Source organism: Streptomyces sp. UNOB3_S3 (assembly GCF_020740895.1).
In the GTDB taxonomy this organism is placed as follows: domain Bacteria; phylum Actinomycetota; class Actinomycetes; order Streptomycetales; family Streptomycetaceae; genus Streptomyces.
Map to the genome: position 1 here is coordinate 1 of NZ_JAILXP010000151.1, position 16,550 is coordinate 16,550.

The 16,550-nt window shown below is 71.3% G+C and carries 11 protein-coding genes; 10 read left to right on the forward strand and 1 reads right to left on the reverse strand.

Features of this window, described 5'->3' with window-relative positions; all coding sequences use genetic code 11:
- A partial coding sequence (locus K6I33_RS17940) for a GAF domain-containing protein (RefSeq protein WP_229353384.1) occupies positions 1 to 1,656 on the reverse strand: 1,656 nt, incomplete at its 3' end.
- A 212-nt stretch (positions 1,657 to 1,868) separates the two neighbouring features.
- Here K6I33_RS17940 and K6I33_RS17945 point away from each other — a divergent pair.
- The 10 genes from K6I33_RS17945 to K6I33_RS17990 all read left to right on the forward strand — a co-directional run bounded on the left by K6I33_RS17945 (position 1,869) and on the right by K6I33_RS17990 (position 16,548).
- Entirely contained in the window at positions 1,869 to 7,397 is a 5,529-nt protein-coding gene (locus K6I33_RS17945; RefSeq protein ID WP_229353388.1) for a HAMP domain-containing protein, read from the forward strand.
- A gap of 274 nt (positions 7,398 to 7,671) precedes the next feature.
- Positions 7,672 to 8,361, forward strand: coding sequence for a two-component system response regulator (locus K6I33_RS17950; protein WP_229353392.1), 690 nt, complete (start codon positions 7,672 to 7,674; stop codon positions 8,359 to 8,361).
- A 149-nt stretch (positions 8,362 to 8,510) separates the two neighbouring features.
- A complete protein-coding gene (locus tag K6I33_RS17955) occupies positions 8,511 to 11,258 on the forward strand; it encodes a DNA translocase FtsK (protein WP_229353395.1) in 2,748 nt (915 codons plus the stop codon).
- 213 nt (positions 11,259 to 11,471) lie between these two features.
- The gene (locus tag K6I33_RS17960) at positions 11,472 to 12,338 is read left to right on the forward strand and encodes a helix-turn-helix domain-containing protein (protein WP_374284995.1); all 867 of its coding nucleotides are present in this window, start codon (positions 11,472 to 11,474) and stop codon (positions 12,336 to 12,338) included.
- Between the two features lie 126 nt (positions 12,339 to 12,464).
- Entirely contained in the window at positions 12,465 to 13,946 is a 1,482-nt protein-coding gene (rimO, locus tag K6I33_RS17965; RefSeq protein ID WP_229353404.1) for a 30S ribosomal protein S12 methylthiotransferase RimO, read from the forward strand.
- Positions 13,943 to 14,569 (forward strand): CDP-diacylglycerol--glycerol-3-phosphate 3-phosphatidyltransferase, encoded by a 627-nt coding sequence (gene pgsA, locus K6I33_RS17970; protein WP_229353406.1) that lies wholly within the window; start codon positions 13,943 to 13,945, stop codon positions 14,567 to 14,569. Before rimO ends, pgsA begins: the two co-directional genes overlap by 4 nt.
- The gene (locus tag K6I33_RS17975) at positions 14,566 to 15,090 is read left to right on the forward strand and encodes a CinA family protein (RefSeq protein WP_229353408.1); all 525 of its coding nucleotides are present in this window, start codon (positions 14,566 to 14,568) and stop codon (positions 15,088 to 15,090) included. Before pgsA ends, K6I33_RS17975 begins: the two co-directional genes overlap by 4 nt.
- A gap of 109 nt (positions 15,091 to 15,199) precedes the next feature.
- Positions 15,200 to 15,583 (forward strand): helix-turn-helix domain-containing protein, encoded by a 384-nt coding sequence (locus K6I33_RS17980; protein ID WP_086566431.1) that lies wholly within the window; start codon positions 15,200 to 15,202, stop codon positions 15,581 to 15,583.
- Positions 15,584 to 15,790: 207 nt separating this feature from the next.
- The gene (locus tag K6I33_RS17985) at positions 15,791 to 16,261 is read left to right on the forward strand and encodes a Dps family protein (protein WP_229353410.1); all 471 of its coding nucleotides are present in this window, start codon (positions 15,791 to 15,793) and stop codon (positions 16,259 to 16,261) included.
- A gap of 8 nt (positions 16,262 to 16,269) precedes the next feature.
- Positions 16,270 to 16,548, forward strand: a complete 279-nt coding sequence (locus K6I33_RS17990; protein ID WP_229353412.1) for a hypothetical protein — start codon at positions 16,270 to 16,272, stop codon at positions 16,546 to 16,548.
- Positions 16,549 to 16,550 lie beyond the last annotated feature (2 nt).

A 16,550-nucleotide genomic window follows, 5' to 3' on the forward strand; every position in this document is an offset into this window, starting at 1 on the left:
CGTCTGGGCGGCCTCGGTGGGGGCCGCCCAGACGCGGGCGCCGGGGGTGGGGACGGGGTCCGGCGGCGCGATTTTGGACAGCAGGGCCTTGAGGCCGTCGATGCGGTCCTCGTCCTCGTGGAGGACGTAGGAGAGCTCGGGGTCCGAGCTCTGGTCGGCGATCGTGTAGACGGCGCACCAGGTGGCCAGGGTGGGGACGGTCATCTGGGCCATCAGGGCCAGGGTCTGGTCGCGGTCGAGGGTGCCGGCGAGGAGGTCGGAGGCCTCGACGAGGAAGGAGAGCGAGCCGCGGCGCAGCCGCTCCAGCTCGCCGAGGCGGGCCGACTCCACGGCGAGGGCGATGCGGTCGGCGGCGAACTGGAGGCGCAGCGCCTCCTCGTTGCCGTAGCGGCGCGGGGACTCGGCGGCGACGCCGAGGGAGCCGGTGAGGCGGCCCTCGACCTTGAGGGGCACGGTGACGACGGAGCGCATGCCGGTGTCGGCGAGGAGGGGGACGGCGCCGGGGACGACGGTGAGGTCGTCGTGGACGGCGGGCATCCGGGCGGAGCCGTAGCGTCCGGTGCCGGCCTCGACGGGGACGCGGGCGAAGCGCTGGCGGGTGGAGGGCAGGCCGGTGGAGGCGCGGACCTCCAGTTCGGTCTCGTCGTCGGTGGCCAGCAGGAGATAGGCGGAGTCGCCGTCGAGCATGTCGCGGGCGCGCTCGACGGTGCGCTGGAGGAGGCCGTCGAGGTCGTCGGGGGCGGGGGAGCCGATGAAGACCTCGAACGGGTCGGTGACGGCGCCGCGCTCGGTGGTGGCCGCGTCGGCGGCGCCGGAGCGCGACGGGGTCTGGAGGACGGCGCGCTCCTCGTCGCGGACGAGCAGGCAGACGGTGGAGGGGGCGCCGGCGTTGTCGCGGACGCGGAGGTGGGAGGCGTAGACGGGGACGATGCGGCCGTCGGCGCCCCTTATGCCGTAGGAGCCCTCCCAGCGGGAGAGGCGCAGGGCCTCCTCGATGCCGGTGGAGGTGCCGGGGGTGTGCGGCCAGGCGGCGAGGTCGGTGAGGGGCTTGCCGATGACCTGCTTGGGGGTGAAGCCGAAGAGCTCGTGCGCGTCGTCGTTCCAGGCGCTGACGGCGCCCTGGTGGTCGATCTGGATGACGGCGACGCGGACGCGGGCGTCGGCGACGGGCAGGGCCTCGGCGGGGAGGGCGGGGCCCGCGGAGCGGGTGCCGGCCGGGCGGTCGGGCAGGTCGAGGCGGAACCAGACGGTCTTGTGGGTGGCGCTGTACTCGACACCCCAGCGGGCGGCCAGGGAGGCGCACAGCAGCAGTCCGCGGCCGCCCTCGCGGTCGAGGCCGCCGAAGGTCCTGCCGGGGCTCTGCAGGGGCAGCTCGCGCTCGGGGTAGCGGTCGGCGACCTCGACGCGCACGCCCGCGCTCGTACGGACGCACAGCACTTCGGCGGCGGTGCCCGCGTGGACGACGGCGTTGGTGACCAGCTCGCTGGTGAGGACGACGGCGTCGTCGATGACGTCGAGGAAGCCCCAGCCCTGGAGGGTGTCCCGGACGAAGGCCCGTGCGGCCGCTACCGAGCGTCCGACCGGCTCGAAGGTGGCGGCAGCCCGCGCGGTGATCACAGGTCTCCTCATCAATGTTTCGGCGATCTGCTCACCCATGTGCAGCGCCCCTCCTTGCCCGGCCGGATGCCAGGTTACTTACCTTCGCCGTGTGCGCGGATGCCGGTGCACAGGGATTCCACACTTGGGGGTGCCGGTGGACCGTGTGCGATGCTGCCGACTGTTATGGCCTGGTTGGGCCGGGGTGAAACACTGGGAAAGCTCGAAGCGGAAGCCCGACGAGGATGATCGAACCTGCGGGAGGGACGACGGTGGAGTCTGGCGCGACGGCGCGGGGCGGTAGCACGCGCGCGAAGGGCGGACGGGCCCGGCCCAACGGGACGATCGAGGTGGACGCCGCCGCGCTGCACCGGCTGCTGTCGGCCCTGGAGGCGATGCGGGACGGGAACTTCCGCAAGCGGCTGACGGTCCCCGGGGACGGGGTGATGTCCGAGGTCGCCGCCGTCTTCAACGAGGTCGCGGACCGTAATCTCCAGCTCACGGGCGAGCTGAACCGGGTGCGGCGCGTCGTCGGCCGTGAGGGGAAACTCACGGAGCGCCTGGAGCTCGGCGCCTGCGAGGGGTCCTGGGCGGCGGCGATCGACGCCTGCAACGCCCTGGTGGACGATCTGGCGCGACCGGTGTCCGAGGTGGGCCGGGTGCTGTCGGCGGTGGCCGAGGGCGATCTGGAACAGCGGATGGACCTGCGCTCCCAGGGAGCGGACGGTTCCGCGCACCCGTTGCGCGGCGAGTTCCTGAAGGTCGGGCGTACGGTCAACGGGCTGGTCGACCAGTTGTCGGCGTTCACCGACGAGGTGACGCGCGTGGCGAGCGAGGTCGGCACCGAGGGCAAGCTCGGCGGGCAGGCCCGGGTGCGCGGTATGTCGGGTTCGTGGAAGGACCTGACGGACTCCGTCAACACGATGGCGTCCCGGCTGACCGCCCAGGTGCGTGATATCGCTCTCGTGACGACGGCGGTCGCGAAGGGCGATCTCTCCCGGAAGGTCACGGTGCACGTGGCCGGGGAGATGCTGGAGCTGAAGAACACGGTCAACACGATGGTGGACCAGCTGTCGTCCTTCGCCTCCGAGGTCACGCGGGTGGCCCGTGAGGTGGGCACCGAGGGCGAGCTGGGTGGCCAGGCGCAGGTGCCGGGTGTCGCGGGCGTCTGGAAGGACCTCACGGACTCGGTCAATCTGATGGCCGGCAATCTGACGGCCCAGGTGCGCGGGATCGCGCAGGTGACGACGGCGGTCGCGAACGGCGACCTCTCGCAGAAGGTCACGGTGAGCGCGCGCGGCGAGATCGCGCAGCTGGCCGAGACGATCAACCAGATGACGGAGACGCTGCGCACCTTCGCCGACGAGGTGACGCGGGTGGCCAACGAGGTCGGTGCCGAGGGCCGGCTGGGTGGTCAGGCGCAGGTGCCGGGCGCGGCGGGTACGTGGAAGGACCTCACCGATTCGGTGAACACCGCGTTCCGCAACCTCACCGGGCAGGTCCGGGACATCGCTCAGGTGACCACGGCGGTGGCGAACGGCGATCTGGGCCAGAAGGTCACCGTGGACGTCTCCGGCGAGATGCTGGAGCTGAAGAACACCGTCAACGGGATGGTCGACCAGCTCCAGTCCTTCGGCGCCGAGGTGACGCGGGTGGCGCGGGAGATCGGTGTCGAGGGCGAGCTCGGCGGTCAGGCGGCGGTGCCGGGTGCTGCGGGTACGTGGAAGGACCTCACCGATTCGGTGAACACGGCCTTCCGCAACCTCACCGGGCAGGTGCGCAACATCGCCCAGGTGACGACGGCGGTGGCGAACGGTGACCTGTCGCAGAAGGTCACCGTGGACGTGTCCGGCGAGATGCTCCAGCTGAAGAACACCGTCAACGGCATGGTGGACCAGCTGTCGTCGTTCGCCGAGCAGGTGACGCGGATGGCGCGGGACGTGGGCACGGAGGGCCGGCTGGGCGGTCAGGCGCGGGTGCCGGGCGTCAGCGGCACCTGGAAGGAGCTGACCGACTCCGTCAACTTCATGGCGGGCAACCTCACCTCGCAGGTGAGGCAGATCGCCCAGGTGACGACGGCGGTGGCGCGCGGCGATCTGTCGCAGAAGGTCGACGTCGACGCGCGCGGCGAGATCCTGGAGCTGAAGAACACCATCAACACCATGGTCGACCAGCTCTCGGCCTTCGCCGAGCAGGTGACCCGGGTGGCCCGCGAGGTGGGTACGGACGGCCGGCTCGGCGGTCAGGCGCAGGTGCCGGGTGTGGCAGGCGTCTGGCGTGACCTCACCGACTCGGTGAACGGCATGGCGGAGAACCTGACCGCGCAGGTCCGCAATATCGCGCAGGTCGCGACGGCGGTGGCGCGCGGCGATCTGTCGCAGAAGATCGACGTGGACGCCCGGGGCGAGATCCTGGAGCTGAAGAACACCCTCAACACGATGGTGGACCAGCTGTCCTCGTTCGCCGAGCAGGTGACGAGGGTGGCCCGTGAGGTGGGCACCGAGGGCATCCTGGGCGGCCAGGCGGAGGTGCAGGGCGTCTCGGGCACCTGGAAGGACCTCACGCAGTCGGTCAACTTCATGGCCAACAACCTGACGTCCCAGGTGCGCAACATCGCCGAGGTGACCACGGCGGTCGCCAAGGGCGACCTGTCGAAGAAGATCACGGTCGACGCCAAGGGCGAGATCCTCGAGCTCGTCACCACGGTGAACACCATGGTCGACCAGCTGTCGGACTTCGCCGAGCAGGTCACGCGCGTGGCCCGCGAGGTGGGTACGGAGGGTCAGCTGGGCGGTCAGGCCCGGGTGCGGGACGTCACCGGCATCTGGAAGGACCTCACCGACAACGTCAACCTGATGGCCAACAACCTGACCATCCAGGTGCGCAACATCTCGCAGGTCGCGGGCGCGGTCGCCAACGGCGACCTGACCAAGAAGATCACCGTCGAGGCGCGTGGCGAGGTGGCGCAGCTGGCCGACACGGTCAACACCATGGTGACGACGCTGTCGTCGTTCGCGGACGAGGTCACGCGCGTGGCGCGCGAGGTGGGCACCGACGGCATCCTCGGCGGCCAGGCGCGCGTCCCGGGTGTGAGCGGCACCTGGAAGGACCTCACCGAGTCGGTGAACTCGATGGCGTCGAATCTGACGGGCCAGGTCCGCAACATCGCGATGGTGACCACCGCGATCGCGCAGGGCGATCTCACCAAGAAGATCGACATCGACGCGCGCGGTGAGATCCTCCAGCTGAAGACGACCATCAACACGATGGTGGACCAGCTGTCGTCCTTCGCCGACCAGGTGACCCGGGTGGCCCGTGAGGTGGGTACGGAGGGCCAGCTGGGCGGCCAGGCGCGGGTGCGGGACGTGGACGGCACCTGGCGCGACCTGACCGAGTCCGTCAACGAGATGGCCGGGAACCTCACCCGTCAGGTGCGGGCGATCGCCGAGGTCGCCACCGCGGTGACCCGGGGCGATCTCAACCTCAAGATCGACGTCGACGCGGCCGGCGAGATCCTGGAGCTCCAGGACAACATCAACACGATGATCGCCAACCTGCGCGAGACCACCCTGGCCAACAAGGAGCAGGACTGGCTCAAGGGCAACCTCGCCCGGATCTCCGGCCTGATGCAGGGCCGTCGCGACCTGGAGGACGTCGCCGGGCTCATCATGAGCGAGCTGACCCCGGTGGTCTCCGCGCAGCACGGCGCGTTCTTCCTGGCGATGCCGGCCGACCCCCACGAGGGGGAGAGCGGCCCGGACGCCTACGAGCTGCGGATGCTGGGTTCGTACGGCTACTCGATGGGGTCGATGCCCACGTCCTTCCTGCCGGGCGAGTCGCTGATCGGCACGGCGGCCAAGGAGAAGCGCACGATCCTCGTGGAGAACGTGCCGCCGGGCTATCTGAAGATCGCCTCCGGGCTGGGCGAGGCGCCGCCGGCCCATGTGATCGTGCTGCCGGTGCTCTTCGAGGGGCAGGTCCTCGGCGTGATCGAGCTGGCGTCCTTCCAGCCGTTCGCGCAGATCCAGAAGGACTTCCTCAGCCAGATCGCCGAGATGATCGGCACCAGCGTCAACACCATCAGCGTCAACACCAAGACCGAGGTGCTGCTCAAGCAGTCGCAGGAGCTCACCGAGCAGCTGCGCGAGCGGTCGGCGGAGCTGGAGAACCGGCAGAAGGCGCTGGAGATCTCCAACGCCGAGCTGGAGGAGAAGTCCGAGCGCCTGGCGCGGCAGAACCGCGACATCGAGGTGAAGAACACCGAGATCGAGGAGGCCCGGCAGGTGCTGGAGGAGCGGGCCGAGCAGCTCGCGGTCTCCATGCGCTACAAGTCGGAGTTCCTGGCCAACATGTCGCACGAGCTGCGCACGCCGCTCAACTCGCTGCTGATCCTGGCCAAGCTGCTCGCCGACAACGCCGAGGGCAACCTCTCGCCGAAGCAGGTCGAGTTCGCCGACACCATCCACGGGGCGGGCTCGGACCTGCTCCAGCTGATCAACGACATCCTGGACCTGTCGAAGGTCGAGGCGGGCAAGATGGACGTCAGCCCGACCCGGATCGCGCTCGTCCAGCTCGTCGACTACGTGGAGGCGACCTTCCGGCCGCTGACGGCGGAGAAGGGCCTGGACTTCTCCGTAAGGGTCTCGCCGGAGCTGCCGACCACGCTCCACACCGACGAGCAGCGGCTGCTCCAGGTGCTGCGCAACCTGCTGTCGAACGCGGTGAAGTTCACGGACACCGGCGCCGTCGAGCTGGTGATCCGCCCGGCCGGCGCGGAGGTCCCGGACAGCATCCGGGAGCAGCTGCTGGAGGCCGGTTCGCTGCGGGACGCCGACGGGGAGATGATCGCCTTCTCGGTCACCGACACCGGCATCGGCATCGCGCAGAGCAAGATGCGCGTCATCTTCGAGGCGTTCAAGCAGGCCGACGGCACGACGAGCCGCAAGTACGGCGGTACGGGCCTGGGCCTGTCCATCAGCCGGGAGATCGCCCGGCTGCTCGGCGGTGAGATCGACGCGGCGAGCGAGCCCGGCCGGGGCTCGACCTTCACTCTCTATCTGCCGCTCAACCCCGGTGAGCTGCCGCCCCAGGGCTATCCGCAGCCGGGTGGGGAGGGCGTCGTCGCCGGGCAGGAGATGCCCGGGTCCGGGCACGGCGCGGCGGAGGGCGACGCCTCCCCCGCCCGTCAGGCCGCGGGGCTCTTCCTGCGCCGCCGCCGGGCCGCCCAGGCCGCCGGGCGGGCGTCCGCCCCGGCCTGGGACGGGCAGGGCGACGGGGCGGTGCCGGGCGCGCGGCTGCCCGGCGCGCCGTCCCCGGAGTCCTCGGCGGACCGGTCGCTGCCGGTCGCCTTCGGGGGCGAGTCGACGCACGGCGGCTTCGGCGCCGACGCGAACACCGGCTACGGAGGCGGTTTCAGCGGCGGGTTCAACGGCGAGAAGGTGCTGATCGTCGACGACGACATCCGCAATGTGTTCGCCCTCACCAGCGTGCTGGAGCAGCACGGGCTGTCGGTGCTCTACGCGGAGAACGGCCGCGAGGGGATCGAGGTGCTGGAGCAGCACGACGACGTCGTGGTGGTCCTGATGGACATCATGATGCCGGAGATGGACGGCTACGCGACGACGACGGCGATCCGCAGGATGCCGCAGTTCGCGGGGCTGCCCATCATCGCGCTGACGGCGAAGGCGATGAAGGGCGACCGGGAGAAGAGCATCGACGCCGGAGCGTCCGACTATGTCACGAAACCTGTAGATACTGACCATCTTCTCACGGTGATGGAGCAGTGGATGCGCGCAGAGTGACGGAATCTCGTTCACTATTTGACAATTTGCTGACTCAGTGTGGCCGAAGGCGTGTGGGAGCGCGGTATTCGGGGAACCTTCTGGTCCCCCACCGCGTTTCTGCTACGTGCACAGTGACATCGCGGTGACAGGGTGTGGCGACGGGCGGGGTGCGGCTACCATGACCGGCACAAGGACGGGCGGCGCAAGGGAGTCGTCCCCCGGGGCGGCGCCCGGTGCTTCCCCCGGCTCCGCGAGCCGGGGAGACCCCAAGCCGGGACGAGGAGGACGGGGCATGGTGCAGAAGGCCAAGATCCTCCTGGTCGATGACCGGCCGGAGAATCTGCTGGCGCTGGAGGCCATTCTCTCCGCGCTCGATCAGACGCTGGTACGGGCATCGTCAGGGGAGGAAGCGCTCAAGGCGCTGCTGACGGACGACTTCGCGGTCATCCTGCTGGACGTGCAGATGCCCGGCATGGACGGCTTCGAGACCGCGGCGCACATCAAGCGGCGGGAGCGGACCCGGGACATCCCGATCATCTTCCTCACCGCCATCAACCACGGCCCCCACCACACCTTCCGGGGCTACGCGGCGGGCGCGGTCGACTACATCTCCAAGCCCTTCGACCCCTGGGTGCTGCGCGCCAAGGTCTCGGTCTTCGTCGAGCTGTACATGAAGAACTGCCAGCTGCGCGAGCAGGCCAGCCTGTTGCGCCTCCAGCTGGAGAACGGCGGCCACTCCGGCCGTGTCGGGGTGCTCGAACCCCAGGAGCCCGCCGGGCTGCTCGCCGAGCTCTCCGCGCGGCTCGCCGCCGTCGAGGAGCAGGCCGAGGCGCTCTCCAAACAGCTGGACGAGTCCGCCGACGCCGCCGCCGTCGCCACCGCCGCCCATCTGGAGCGCAAGCTCACCGGACTGCGGCGCGCCCTGGACGCGCTGGAGCCCGGAGCCGGCAGCGGCGCCAGCCCGGTGCCCTCGCAGAGCTGACCGCGCCGAGCGCGCCGCCCGGTCGCTCCGGCACGGCGGCGACCGGGGTTTGACGCTGTGTCACCCCCGTCACTACGGCCCGTCGACACGAACGGGTGAACGCCCGGTCGCACGTGTACCGCGCGGCCGACACCGGTAACCTCGGCACCATGGCCTCACGTACGTCCGGCAAGGGTTCCCAGAGCACGGCGGGCACCTCCAAGCAGCGCGCCGGGCGCGCCGGGGCTCCCGCCAAGAAGACCGCCGCGAAGAAGTCCCCGGCCCGGCCCGCGAGCCGGCCGCCCGCGCGCAAGGCGCCGGCCAAGAAGGCCGCCGCCAAGCGCCCGCCGGGCGGTGCCCGCAAGGCCGGGCGCGGACTCGCGCGCGGCGCCGGCACCGTCTTCCGCGGCGTCGGCCGGGGCGCCAGGGGGCTCGACCCCGCCCACCGCAAGGACGGGCTCGCGCTGCTCCTCCTCGGCCTCGCCCTCGTCGTCGCCGTCGGCACCTGGTCCAGCCTCGACGGACCCGTGGGCGACCTCATCCGGCTGTTCGTCACGGGCGCCTTCGGCCGCCTGGACCTCGTCGTACCGATACTCCTGGCCGTCATAGCGCTCCGGCTCTTCCGCCACCCCGAGCGCCCCGAGGCCAACGGACGGATCGTCATCGGCCTGACGGCGCTGGTCCTCGGCGTCCTCGGGCAGGTCCACGTGGCCTGCGGCTCACCCGGCCGGGGCTCCGGCTGGCAGGCCGTGCGGGACGCCGGCGGCATGATCGGCTGGGTCGCCTCCAAGCCCCTGCTCTTCACGGTCGGCGAGATGCTCGCCGTACCGCTGCTGGCGCTGCTCACCGTCTTCGGGCTGCTCGTGGTCACGGCCACCCCCGTCAACGCCATCCCGCGCCGGCTGAGGGAGCTCGGCATACGGCTCGGGGTCATCGAGCCGCACCCCGGGGAGTACGGGCACGAGGCCGTCGCCGGATACCCGGACCACGACGACTACGACGACGAGTGGCGCGCCGCGCCCGCCCGGCGCCCCCGCCGCACCGCCGCGCCCACCGGCCCTGAAGAGGCCGAGGAGGAGGCGCTCGAGCGGCGCCGCAAGCCGCGCCGCGCCGCCGTGGCACCCCCGGGGGACCGGGAGCCGGACGCCGTGGACCTCGCCGCGGCGGCCGCCGCCTCCCTGGACGGGGCCGTGCTCCACGGCGTTCCGCCGACCCCGCTCGTCGCCGACCTCAGCAGCGCCGTCTCCGGCGCTGCCACCGACGGCGGACGGGCCGGCGGCGGACGCGTCGCGGGGCGGCGGAAGCCCACCGCGGACGAGGCCGCCGACGCCGCCGCGAGCCGCCCGCCCGTACCGGCCAGCGTCCCCGACCTGACCAAGCCCGCGCCCGAGCCCGTGCCCGGCGGTCTGCCCGCGCGTGCCGAGCAGCTCCAGCTCGCCGGTGACATCACCTACGCGCTGCCCTCGCTCGGCCTGCTGGAGCGCGGCGGCCCGGGCAAGACCCGCAGCGCCGCCAACGACGCCATAGTGGCCTCGCTGACCAACGTCTTCGCGGAGTTCAAGGTCGACGCGGCCGTCACCGGCTTCACCCGGGGCCCGACGGTCACCCGCTACGAGGTCGAGCTGGGCCCGGCCGTCAAGGTCGAGCGGATCACCGCGCTCACCAAGAACATCGCCTACGCCGTCGCCAGCCCCGATGTGCGGATCATCAGCCCCATCCCCGGCAAGTCCGCGGTCGGCATCGAGATCCCCAACAGCGACCGCGAGATGGTCAACCTCGGGGACGTCCTGCGGCTGGCCGACGCCGCCGGCGACGACCACCCGATGCTCGTCGCGCTGGGCAAGAACGTCGAGGGCGGCTACGAGATGGCCAACCTGGCGAAGATGCCGCACATCCTGGTCGCCGGCGCCACCGGCTCCGGAAAGTCGTCCTGCATCAACTGCCTGATCACCTCGATCATGGTCCGGGCCACCCCCGAGGACGTCCGGATGGTGCTGGTCGACCCCAAGCGCGTCGAACTGACGGCCTACGAGGGCATCCCGCACCTGATCACCCCGATCATCACCAACCCCAAGCGGGCCGCCGAGGCCCTCCAGTGGGTCGTGCGCGAGATGGACCTGCGCTACGACGACCTGGCCGCCTACGGCTTCCGGCACATCGACGACTTCAACGCCGCCGTGCGCGCCGGGAAGGTCACCCCGCCGCAGGGCAGCGAGCGCGAGCTGTCGCCGTACCCGTATCTGCTGGTGATCGTCGACGAGCTCGCGGACCTGATGATGGTGGCCCCGCGCGACGTCGAGGACTCCATCGTCCGGATCACCCAGCTCGCGCGCGCCGCCGGCATCCATCTGGTGCTGGCCACCCAGCGGCCCTCCGTCGACGTCGTCACCGGCCTCATCAAGGCGAACGTGCCCTCCCGGCTCGCCTTCGCCACCTCCTCCCTCGCCGACAGCCGCGTCATCCTCGACCAGCCGGGCGCCGAGAAGCTGATCGGCAAGGGCGACGGCCTCTTCCTGCCCATGGGCGCCAACAAGCCCATCCGGATGCAGGGCGCCTTCGTCACGGAGGGCGAGGTCGCCGCGATCGTCCAGCACTGCAAGGACCAGATGGCGCCGGTCTTCCGCGACGACGTCACGGTCGGCACGGCGCGGAAGAAGGAGATCGACGAGGACATCGGCGACGACCTCGATCTGCTGTGCCAGGCCGCCGAGCTGGTCGTCTCCACCCAGTTCGGCTCGACCTCGATGCTCCAGCGGAAATTGCGTGTGGGATTCGCCAAGGCGGGCAGACTGATGGACCTGATGGAATCGCGCAGCATCGTGGGCCCCAGCGAGGGCTCCAAGGCGCGTGACGTGCTGGTGAAGCCCGATGAGCTGGACGGCGTGCTCGCGATCATCCGAGGAGAGGACCAGGCGTAGCGGCCGGGCAGCGGCAGCTGGAAAAGGTCCCTGGTCAACCGTTTCTCTCGGGCTCGAGTGGAGTTGAGCGAGAGGGGAGGGGCGATGTGCCACCGTCGTGATCGCAGAGCCTTCTGATGGCCTACAAAGTCCGGCTTCCCGCTTGCCCGACCGTTTCGCATGCCCCCTAGACTGAATCTCCAGCAGGTGGCTGCACGCTCGAAAGGCGCCCACGTGTCCATCGGCAACTCTTCAGAGGACGACCGGATCCCCGGCTCCGAGGAGGACCGGCAGGAGGACCGGCCCTCCGTCGGACGAATCCTTCAGCAAGCCCGTATCAGTGCCGGACTGACCGTGGACGAGGTCAGTTCCACCACCCGCGTACGTGTCCCGATCGTCCATGCGATCGAACAGGACGACTTCACCCGCTGCGGCGGCCGCGTCTACGCGCGGGGGCACATCCGCACCCTCGCGCGCGCCGTCGGCCTGGATCCCGTGCCGCTCGTCGCGCAGTACGACGCCGAGCACGGCGGGCGCCCCGCGCCGACCCCGGCGGCCCCGCTCTTCGACGCCGAGCGCATCCGCCCCGAACCCCGGCGGCCCAACTGGACCGCGGCGATGGTCGCGGCGATCGTCGCGGTCGTCGGCTTCGTGGGCTTCACGCTCTTCAACGGCGGGGCCAAGAGCGGCCCCGTCTCCGCCGACCCCGCCTCCGGCAAGCCGTCCACGGCGTCCAGCGCCAAGGCCGTCCCCGGCAAGGCGAAGACCGACCCCAAGGCCGAGCCCAAGACCGGCCCCAAGGGGGAGGCCTCGGCCAGCGCCATCGCCGGCGCCCCGGCCAACAAGGTCACCGTCAAGCTCACCGCCGAGAACGGCCAGACCTGGATGTCCGCCAAGGACGGCGACGGCAAGCTCCTGGAGGAGGGCGTCCTCGCCCGGGGCGCGTCCAAGACCTTCACCGACAACAAGCGCATCGACCTGGTCCTGGGCAACGCCGGAGCCGTGCAACTGTTCGTGAACGGCAAAGAGGTCAAGAACCTGGGCTCCGACGGCCAGGTCCAGCGACTGAGCTACACCCGGGGAGACCCTTCGGCGGGCTGACCTGCGGCGGAACCCGCCGGAGAGGCCGCCGCGACGGGCGCGAGGAGCCAGTGGGTGATCAGGCTCTCCGCGCCCGTCGGCCACTCGGCAGCGGATGTGGCGCCGGGACAAAGTAGGCTGAGCCCTATGCCCGAACGCCGTACCGTCGCTCTTGTCACACTTGGCTGCGCCCGTAACGAGGTGGACTCGGAGGAGCTGGCAGGCCGCTTGGCGGCGGATGGCTGGGACCTCGTCGAGGACGCCGCCGACGCCGATGTGGCCGTCGTCAACACCTGTGGTTTCGTCGACGCCGCGAAGAAGGATTCCGTCGACGCCCTCCTGGAGGCCAACGACCTCAAGGAGCACGGCCGCACCCAGGCCGTCGTGGCCGTCGGCTGCATGGCCGAGCGCTACGGCAAGGACCTCGCCGAGGCGCTCCCCGAGGCCGACGGCGTGCTCGGCTTCGACGACTACGCCGACATCTCCGACCGGCTCCAGACCATCCTCTCCGGTGGCATCCACGCCGCCCACACCCCGCGCGACCGCCGCAAGCTGCTGCCGATCAGCCCCGCCGAGCGCCAGGAGGCGGCCGGTGTGGCCCTCCCCGGCCACGCGCAGGACACCCCTCCGGAGGACCTGCCCGAGGGCGTCGCCCCGGCCTCCGGGCCGCGCGCCCCGCTGCGCCGCAGGCTGGACAGCAACCCCGTCGCCTCCGTGAAGCTCGCCTCCGGCTGCGACCGGCGCTGCTCCTTCTGCGCCATCCCCTCCTTCCGCGGCTCCTTCATCTCGCGCCGCCCCTCCGACGTGCTGGGCGAGACGCGCTGGCTGGCCGAGCAGGGGGTGAAGGAGATCATGCTGGTCTCCGAGAACAACACCTCCTACGGCAAGGACCTCGGCGACATCCGCCTGCTGGAAACCCTGCTGCCGGAGCTGGCGGCCGTGGACGGCCTGGAGCGGATCCGGGTCAGCTACCTCCAGCCGGCCGAGATGCGGCCCGGTCTGATCGACGTGCTGACCTCGACGGAGAAGGTCGCCCCCTACTTCGACCTCTCCTTCCAGCACTCGGCCCCCAAGGTGCTGCGGGCGATGCGCCGCTTCGGCGACACCGACCGCTTCCTGGAGCTGCTCGACACCATCCGCGGCAAGGCGCCGCAGGCGGGCGCCCGTTCCAACTTCATCGTCGGCTTCCCCGGCGAGACCGAGGAGGACGTGGCCGAGCTGGAGCGCTTCCTGGTGGGGGCGCGACTGGACGCCATCGGCGTCTTCGGGTACTCCGACGAGGACGGCACCGAGGCCGCCACGTACGAGAACAAGCTCGCCCCCGAGATCGTCGCGGAGCGCCTGGAGCGGATCTCCCGGCTGGCCGAGGAGCTGACCGCGCAGCGCGCGGAGGAGCGCATCGGTGAGACGATCGAAGTACTCGTCGACCGCGTGGACGACGAGGACGGCGTGATCGGCCGGGCGGCCCACCAGGCGCCGGAGACCGACGGCCAGGTGCTGCTCGGCACGGACCACCTGCTGGAGCCGGGCCGGATGGTCACGGCGAAGGTGGTGGCGAGCGAGGGCGTGGACCTCGTCGCCGAGCCGCTCGGGATCGAGGGCGGGTGTACCGAGGAGGCGGGCAGATGAGCGGACTCCCGGCCTCCGCCACAGGAGGTCCGGCCCCGGCGAAGGGCGTCCGGCCGGCCGGGTTGTGGAACATCGCCAATATCCTCACCATGGTGCGCCTGCTCCTGGTGCCCGGATTCGTCTTGTTGATGATGCACAACGGCGGCTATGACGAGGCCTGGCGCTCCTTCGCCTGGGCGGCGTTCGCGATCGCCATGATCACCGATCTCTTCGACGGTCATCTCGCGCGGACGTACAACCTGGTCACCGACTTCGGCAAGATCGCGGATCCCATCGCCGACAAGGCGATCATGGGTGCCGCCCTGATCTGTCTCTCCGCCCTGGACGACCTGCCGTGGTGGGTGACGGGCGTGATCCTCTTCCGCGAGATCGGCATCACGCTGATGCGCTTCTGGGTCATCCGGCTCGGGGTCATCCCGGCCAGCCGGGGCGGGAAGCTGAAGACGCTCGCGCAGGGCGTGGGCGTGGGCATGTACATCCTGCCGCTGGTCGGCCCGCTGGCGACCTTGCGCTTCTGGGTGATGGCGGTCGCGGTGGTGTTGACCGTCTCCACCGGCCTCGAGTACATCGGGCAGGCGTTCCGGCTGCGGCGGGCCGCGCGGGCGCGGGAGTCCGGGCGGTGAGCGGCCCGGGGGGCGGGCCGGCGGCCGAGGCGCTCGCGGCGCTGGAGGCGCGCGGCCACAGCCTCGCCGTCGCCGAGTCGCTCACGGGCGGGCTGGTCGCCGCGGAGCTGACCGCCGTACCGGGCGCCTCCCGCACGGTGCGGGGCTCGGTCACGGCCTACGCCACCGAGGTCAAGCGCGACGTCCTGGGCGTGGACGGGCCGTTGCTCGCCGAGCGCGGCGCCGTCGACGCGGACGTGGCACGGCAGATGGCGCACGGCGTACGGGCCGTGCTGGGCGCGGACTGGGGGCTCGCCACCACGGGGGTGGCCGGGCCCGAGCCACAGGACGGCAAGGCCGTCGGCACGGTCTTCGTGGCCGTCGAGGGACCGGACGGCACCGCCGTCGTACGGGAGCTGTCCCTGGACGGCGACCGGGCGGGCATCCGGGCCGAGAGCGTACGGGCGGTCCTCGCGCTGCTCGTCCGCGAACTGGCGGGGAACGCGGGGGCAAAGGATACGGAACACAACGGGGGGAATTGATGTTTGCAGCCCTGAGTGAACACGACATAGCTCCCCGCACGGCCGCACCCCGAGGCGGTACGGTGGGGCGTGAAGGAACCGGATTCGCGGTCCAAGGAGGGAGCCACCGATGATTCTGCTCCGTCGCCTGCTGGGTGACGTGCTGCGTCGGCAGCGCCAACGCCAGGGCCGCACTCTGCGCGAGGTCTCCTCGTCCGCCCGGGTCTCGCTCGGATATCTCTCCGAGGTCGAGCGCGGGCAGAAAGAGGCGTCCTCCGAGCTTCTCTCCGCAATCTGCGACGCTCTGGACGTTCGGATGTCCGAGGTCATGCGCGAGGTGAGCGACGAGCTGTCGCTGGCCGAGCTGGCGCAGTCGGCGGCGGCGAGCGAGCCGGTACCCGCGCCGATGCGGCCGATGTTCAATTCGGTGTCCGTGACGTCCGTGACGGGCGTTCCGGGGGAGCGCGTGACCATCAAGGCCCCGGCGGAGGCCGTGGATGTGGTCGCCGCCTGATCCGGCCTGAGACGGTCCGGAGCACCACCGTTTCGAGGGCAACCGTTCCTCAGAAAGATCCCGGTCGGATGATCTGACCGGGATCTCCGCGTTGTGCGGGCTTCCCCGGGCCCTGGTGCAATGGTGAGGAGAGCGGAGAAAGCGGGAGCGATCCGGTCATTCTTCGCGCCCTTCCCCGGAGCAGGCTGTGGAGCAGGAGGAACGCGGATGTCTGTGGTGAAGAGCCCGCTGTCCGAGCCGGACCGCAAGACCGTCGGAGACGCCCTCCAGGGCGCGCTCGTGGACCTCGTCGACCTCTCCCTCGTGGCCAAGCAGGTCCACTGGAACGTGATCGGCCCGCGCTTCCGCTCCATCCACCTCCAGCTCGACGAGGTCGTGGCCAGCGCCCGCGTCCACGCGGACACCGTGGCCGAGCGGGCCTCGGCGCTCGGCGTCTCCCCGGACGGGCGGGCCGGGACGGTCGCGAAGACCAGCGGCATCGGCCCGGTCGGCGGCGGCTGGACCAAGGACACCGACGCCGTACGGACCCTGGTCGAGGCGCTCGACGCCGTGATCACGCGGATGCGCGAGCGCATCGGGGCGACCGCCGGCCCGGACCCCGTCAGCCAGGACATCCTCATCGGCCTGACGGGCGACCTCGAGAAGCACCACTGGATGTTCCAGGCCGAGAACGCCTGAAGCACACGATGGTCCGGGGAGACGAGCCCGGGCGCCCGCCGCCCCTGGGGCCGCTCGGCTGGGCGGTGGGAATCCTCCTGGCCGGGGTGTGGTGCTGGGCCGTCCTCCGGCTGCTGCTCCAGCCGGGCCGGGCCGGGTTCGTGGAGGGGCTGGTCGCGGCCGGGGGATGGGGGCTGAGCCTGCTGCCGGTGCACTGCACGCCCCGGACCCGGGCGGACGGCGGGGAGGCCGGCGGGGAAGCTCTGCGGGCGCTGCGGCGGTGGTGGCGCCGGGGGGCCCGGCACTGAAC

What these genes read in the sequence shown, in the direction of transcription:
- K6I33_RS17950 (WP_229353392.1), top strand. Translation starts at nt 7,672, where the DNA reads ATGGTGCAGAAGGCCAAGATCCTCCTGGTCGATGACCGGCCGGAGAAT.
- K6I33_RS17955 (WP_229353395.1), top strand. Translation starts at nt 8,511, where the DNA reads ATGGCCTCACGTACGTCCGGCAAGGGTTCCCAGAGCACGGCGGGCACC.
- rimO (WP_229353404.1), top strand. Translation starts at nt 12,465, where the DNA reads ATGCCCGAACGCCGTACCGTCGCTCTTGTCACACTTGGCTGCGCCCGT.
- pgsA (WP_229353406.1), top strand. Translation starts at nt 13,943, where the DNA reads ATGAGCGGACTCCCGGCCTCCGCCACAGGAGGTCCGGCCCCGGCGAAG.
- K6I33_RS17980 (WP_086566431.1), top strand. Translation starts at nt 15,200, where the DNA reads ATGATTCTGCTCCGTCGCCTGCTGGGTGACGTGCTGCGTCGGCAGCGC.
- K6I33_RS17985 (WP_229353410.1), top strand. Translation starts at nt 15,791, where the DNA reads ATGTCTGTGGTGAAGAGCCCGCTGTCCGAGCCGGACCGCAAGACCGTC.
- K6I33_RS17990 (WP_229353412.1), top strand. Translation starts at nt 16,270, where the DNA reads ATGGTCCGGGGAGACGAGCCCGGGCGCCCGCCGCCCCTGGGGCCGCTC.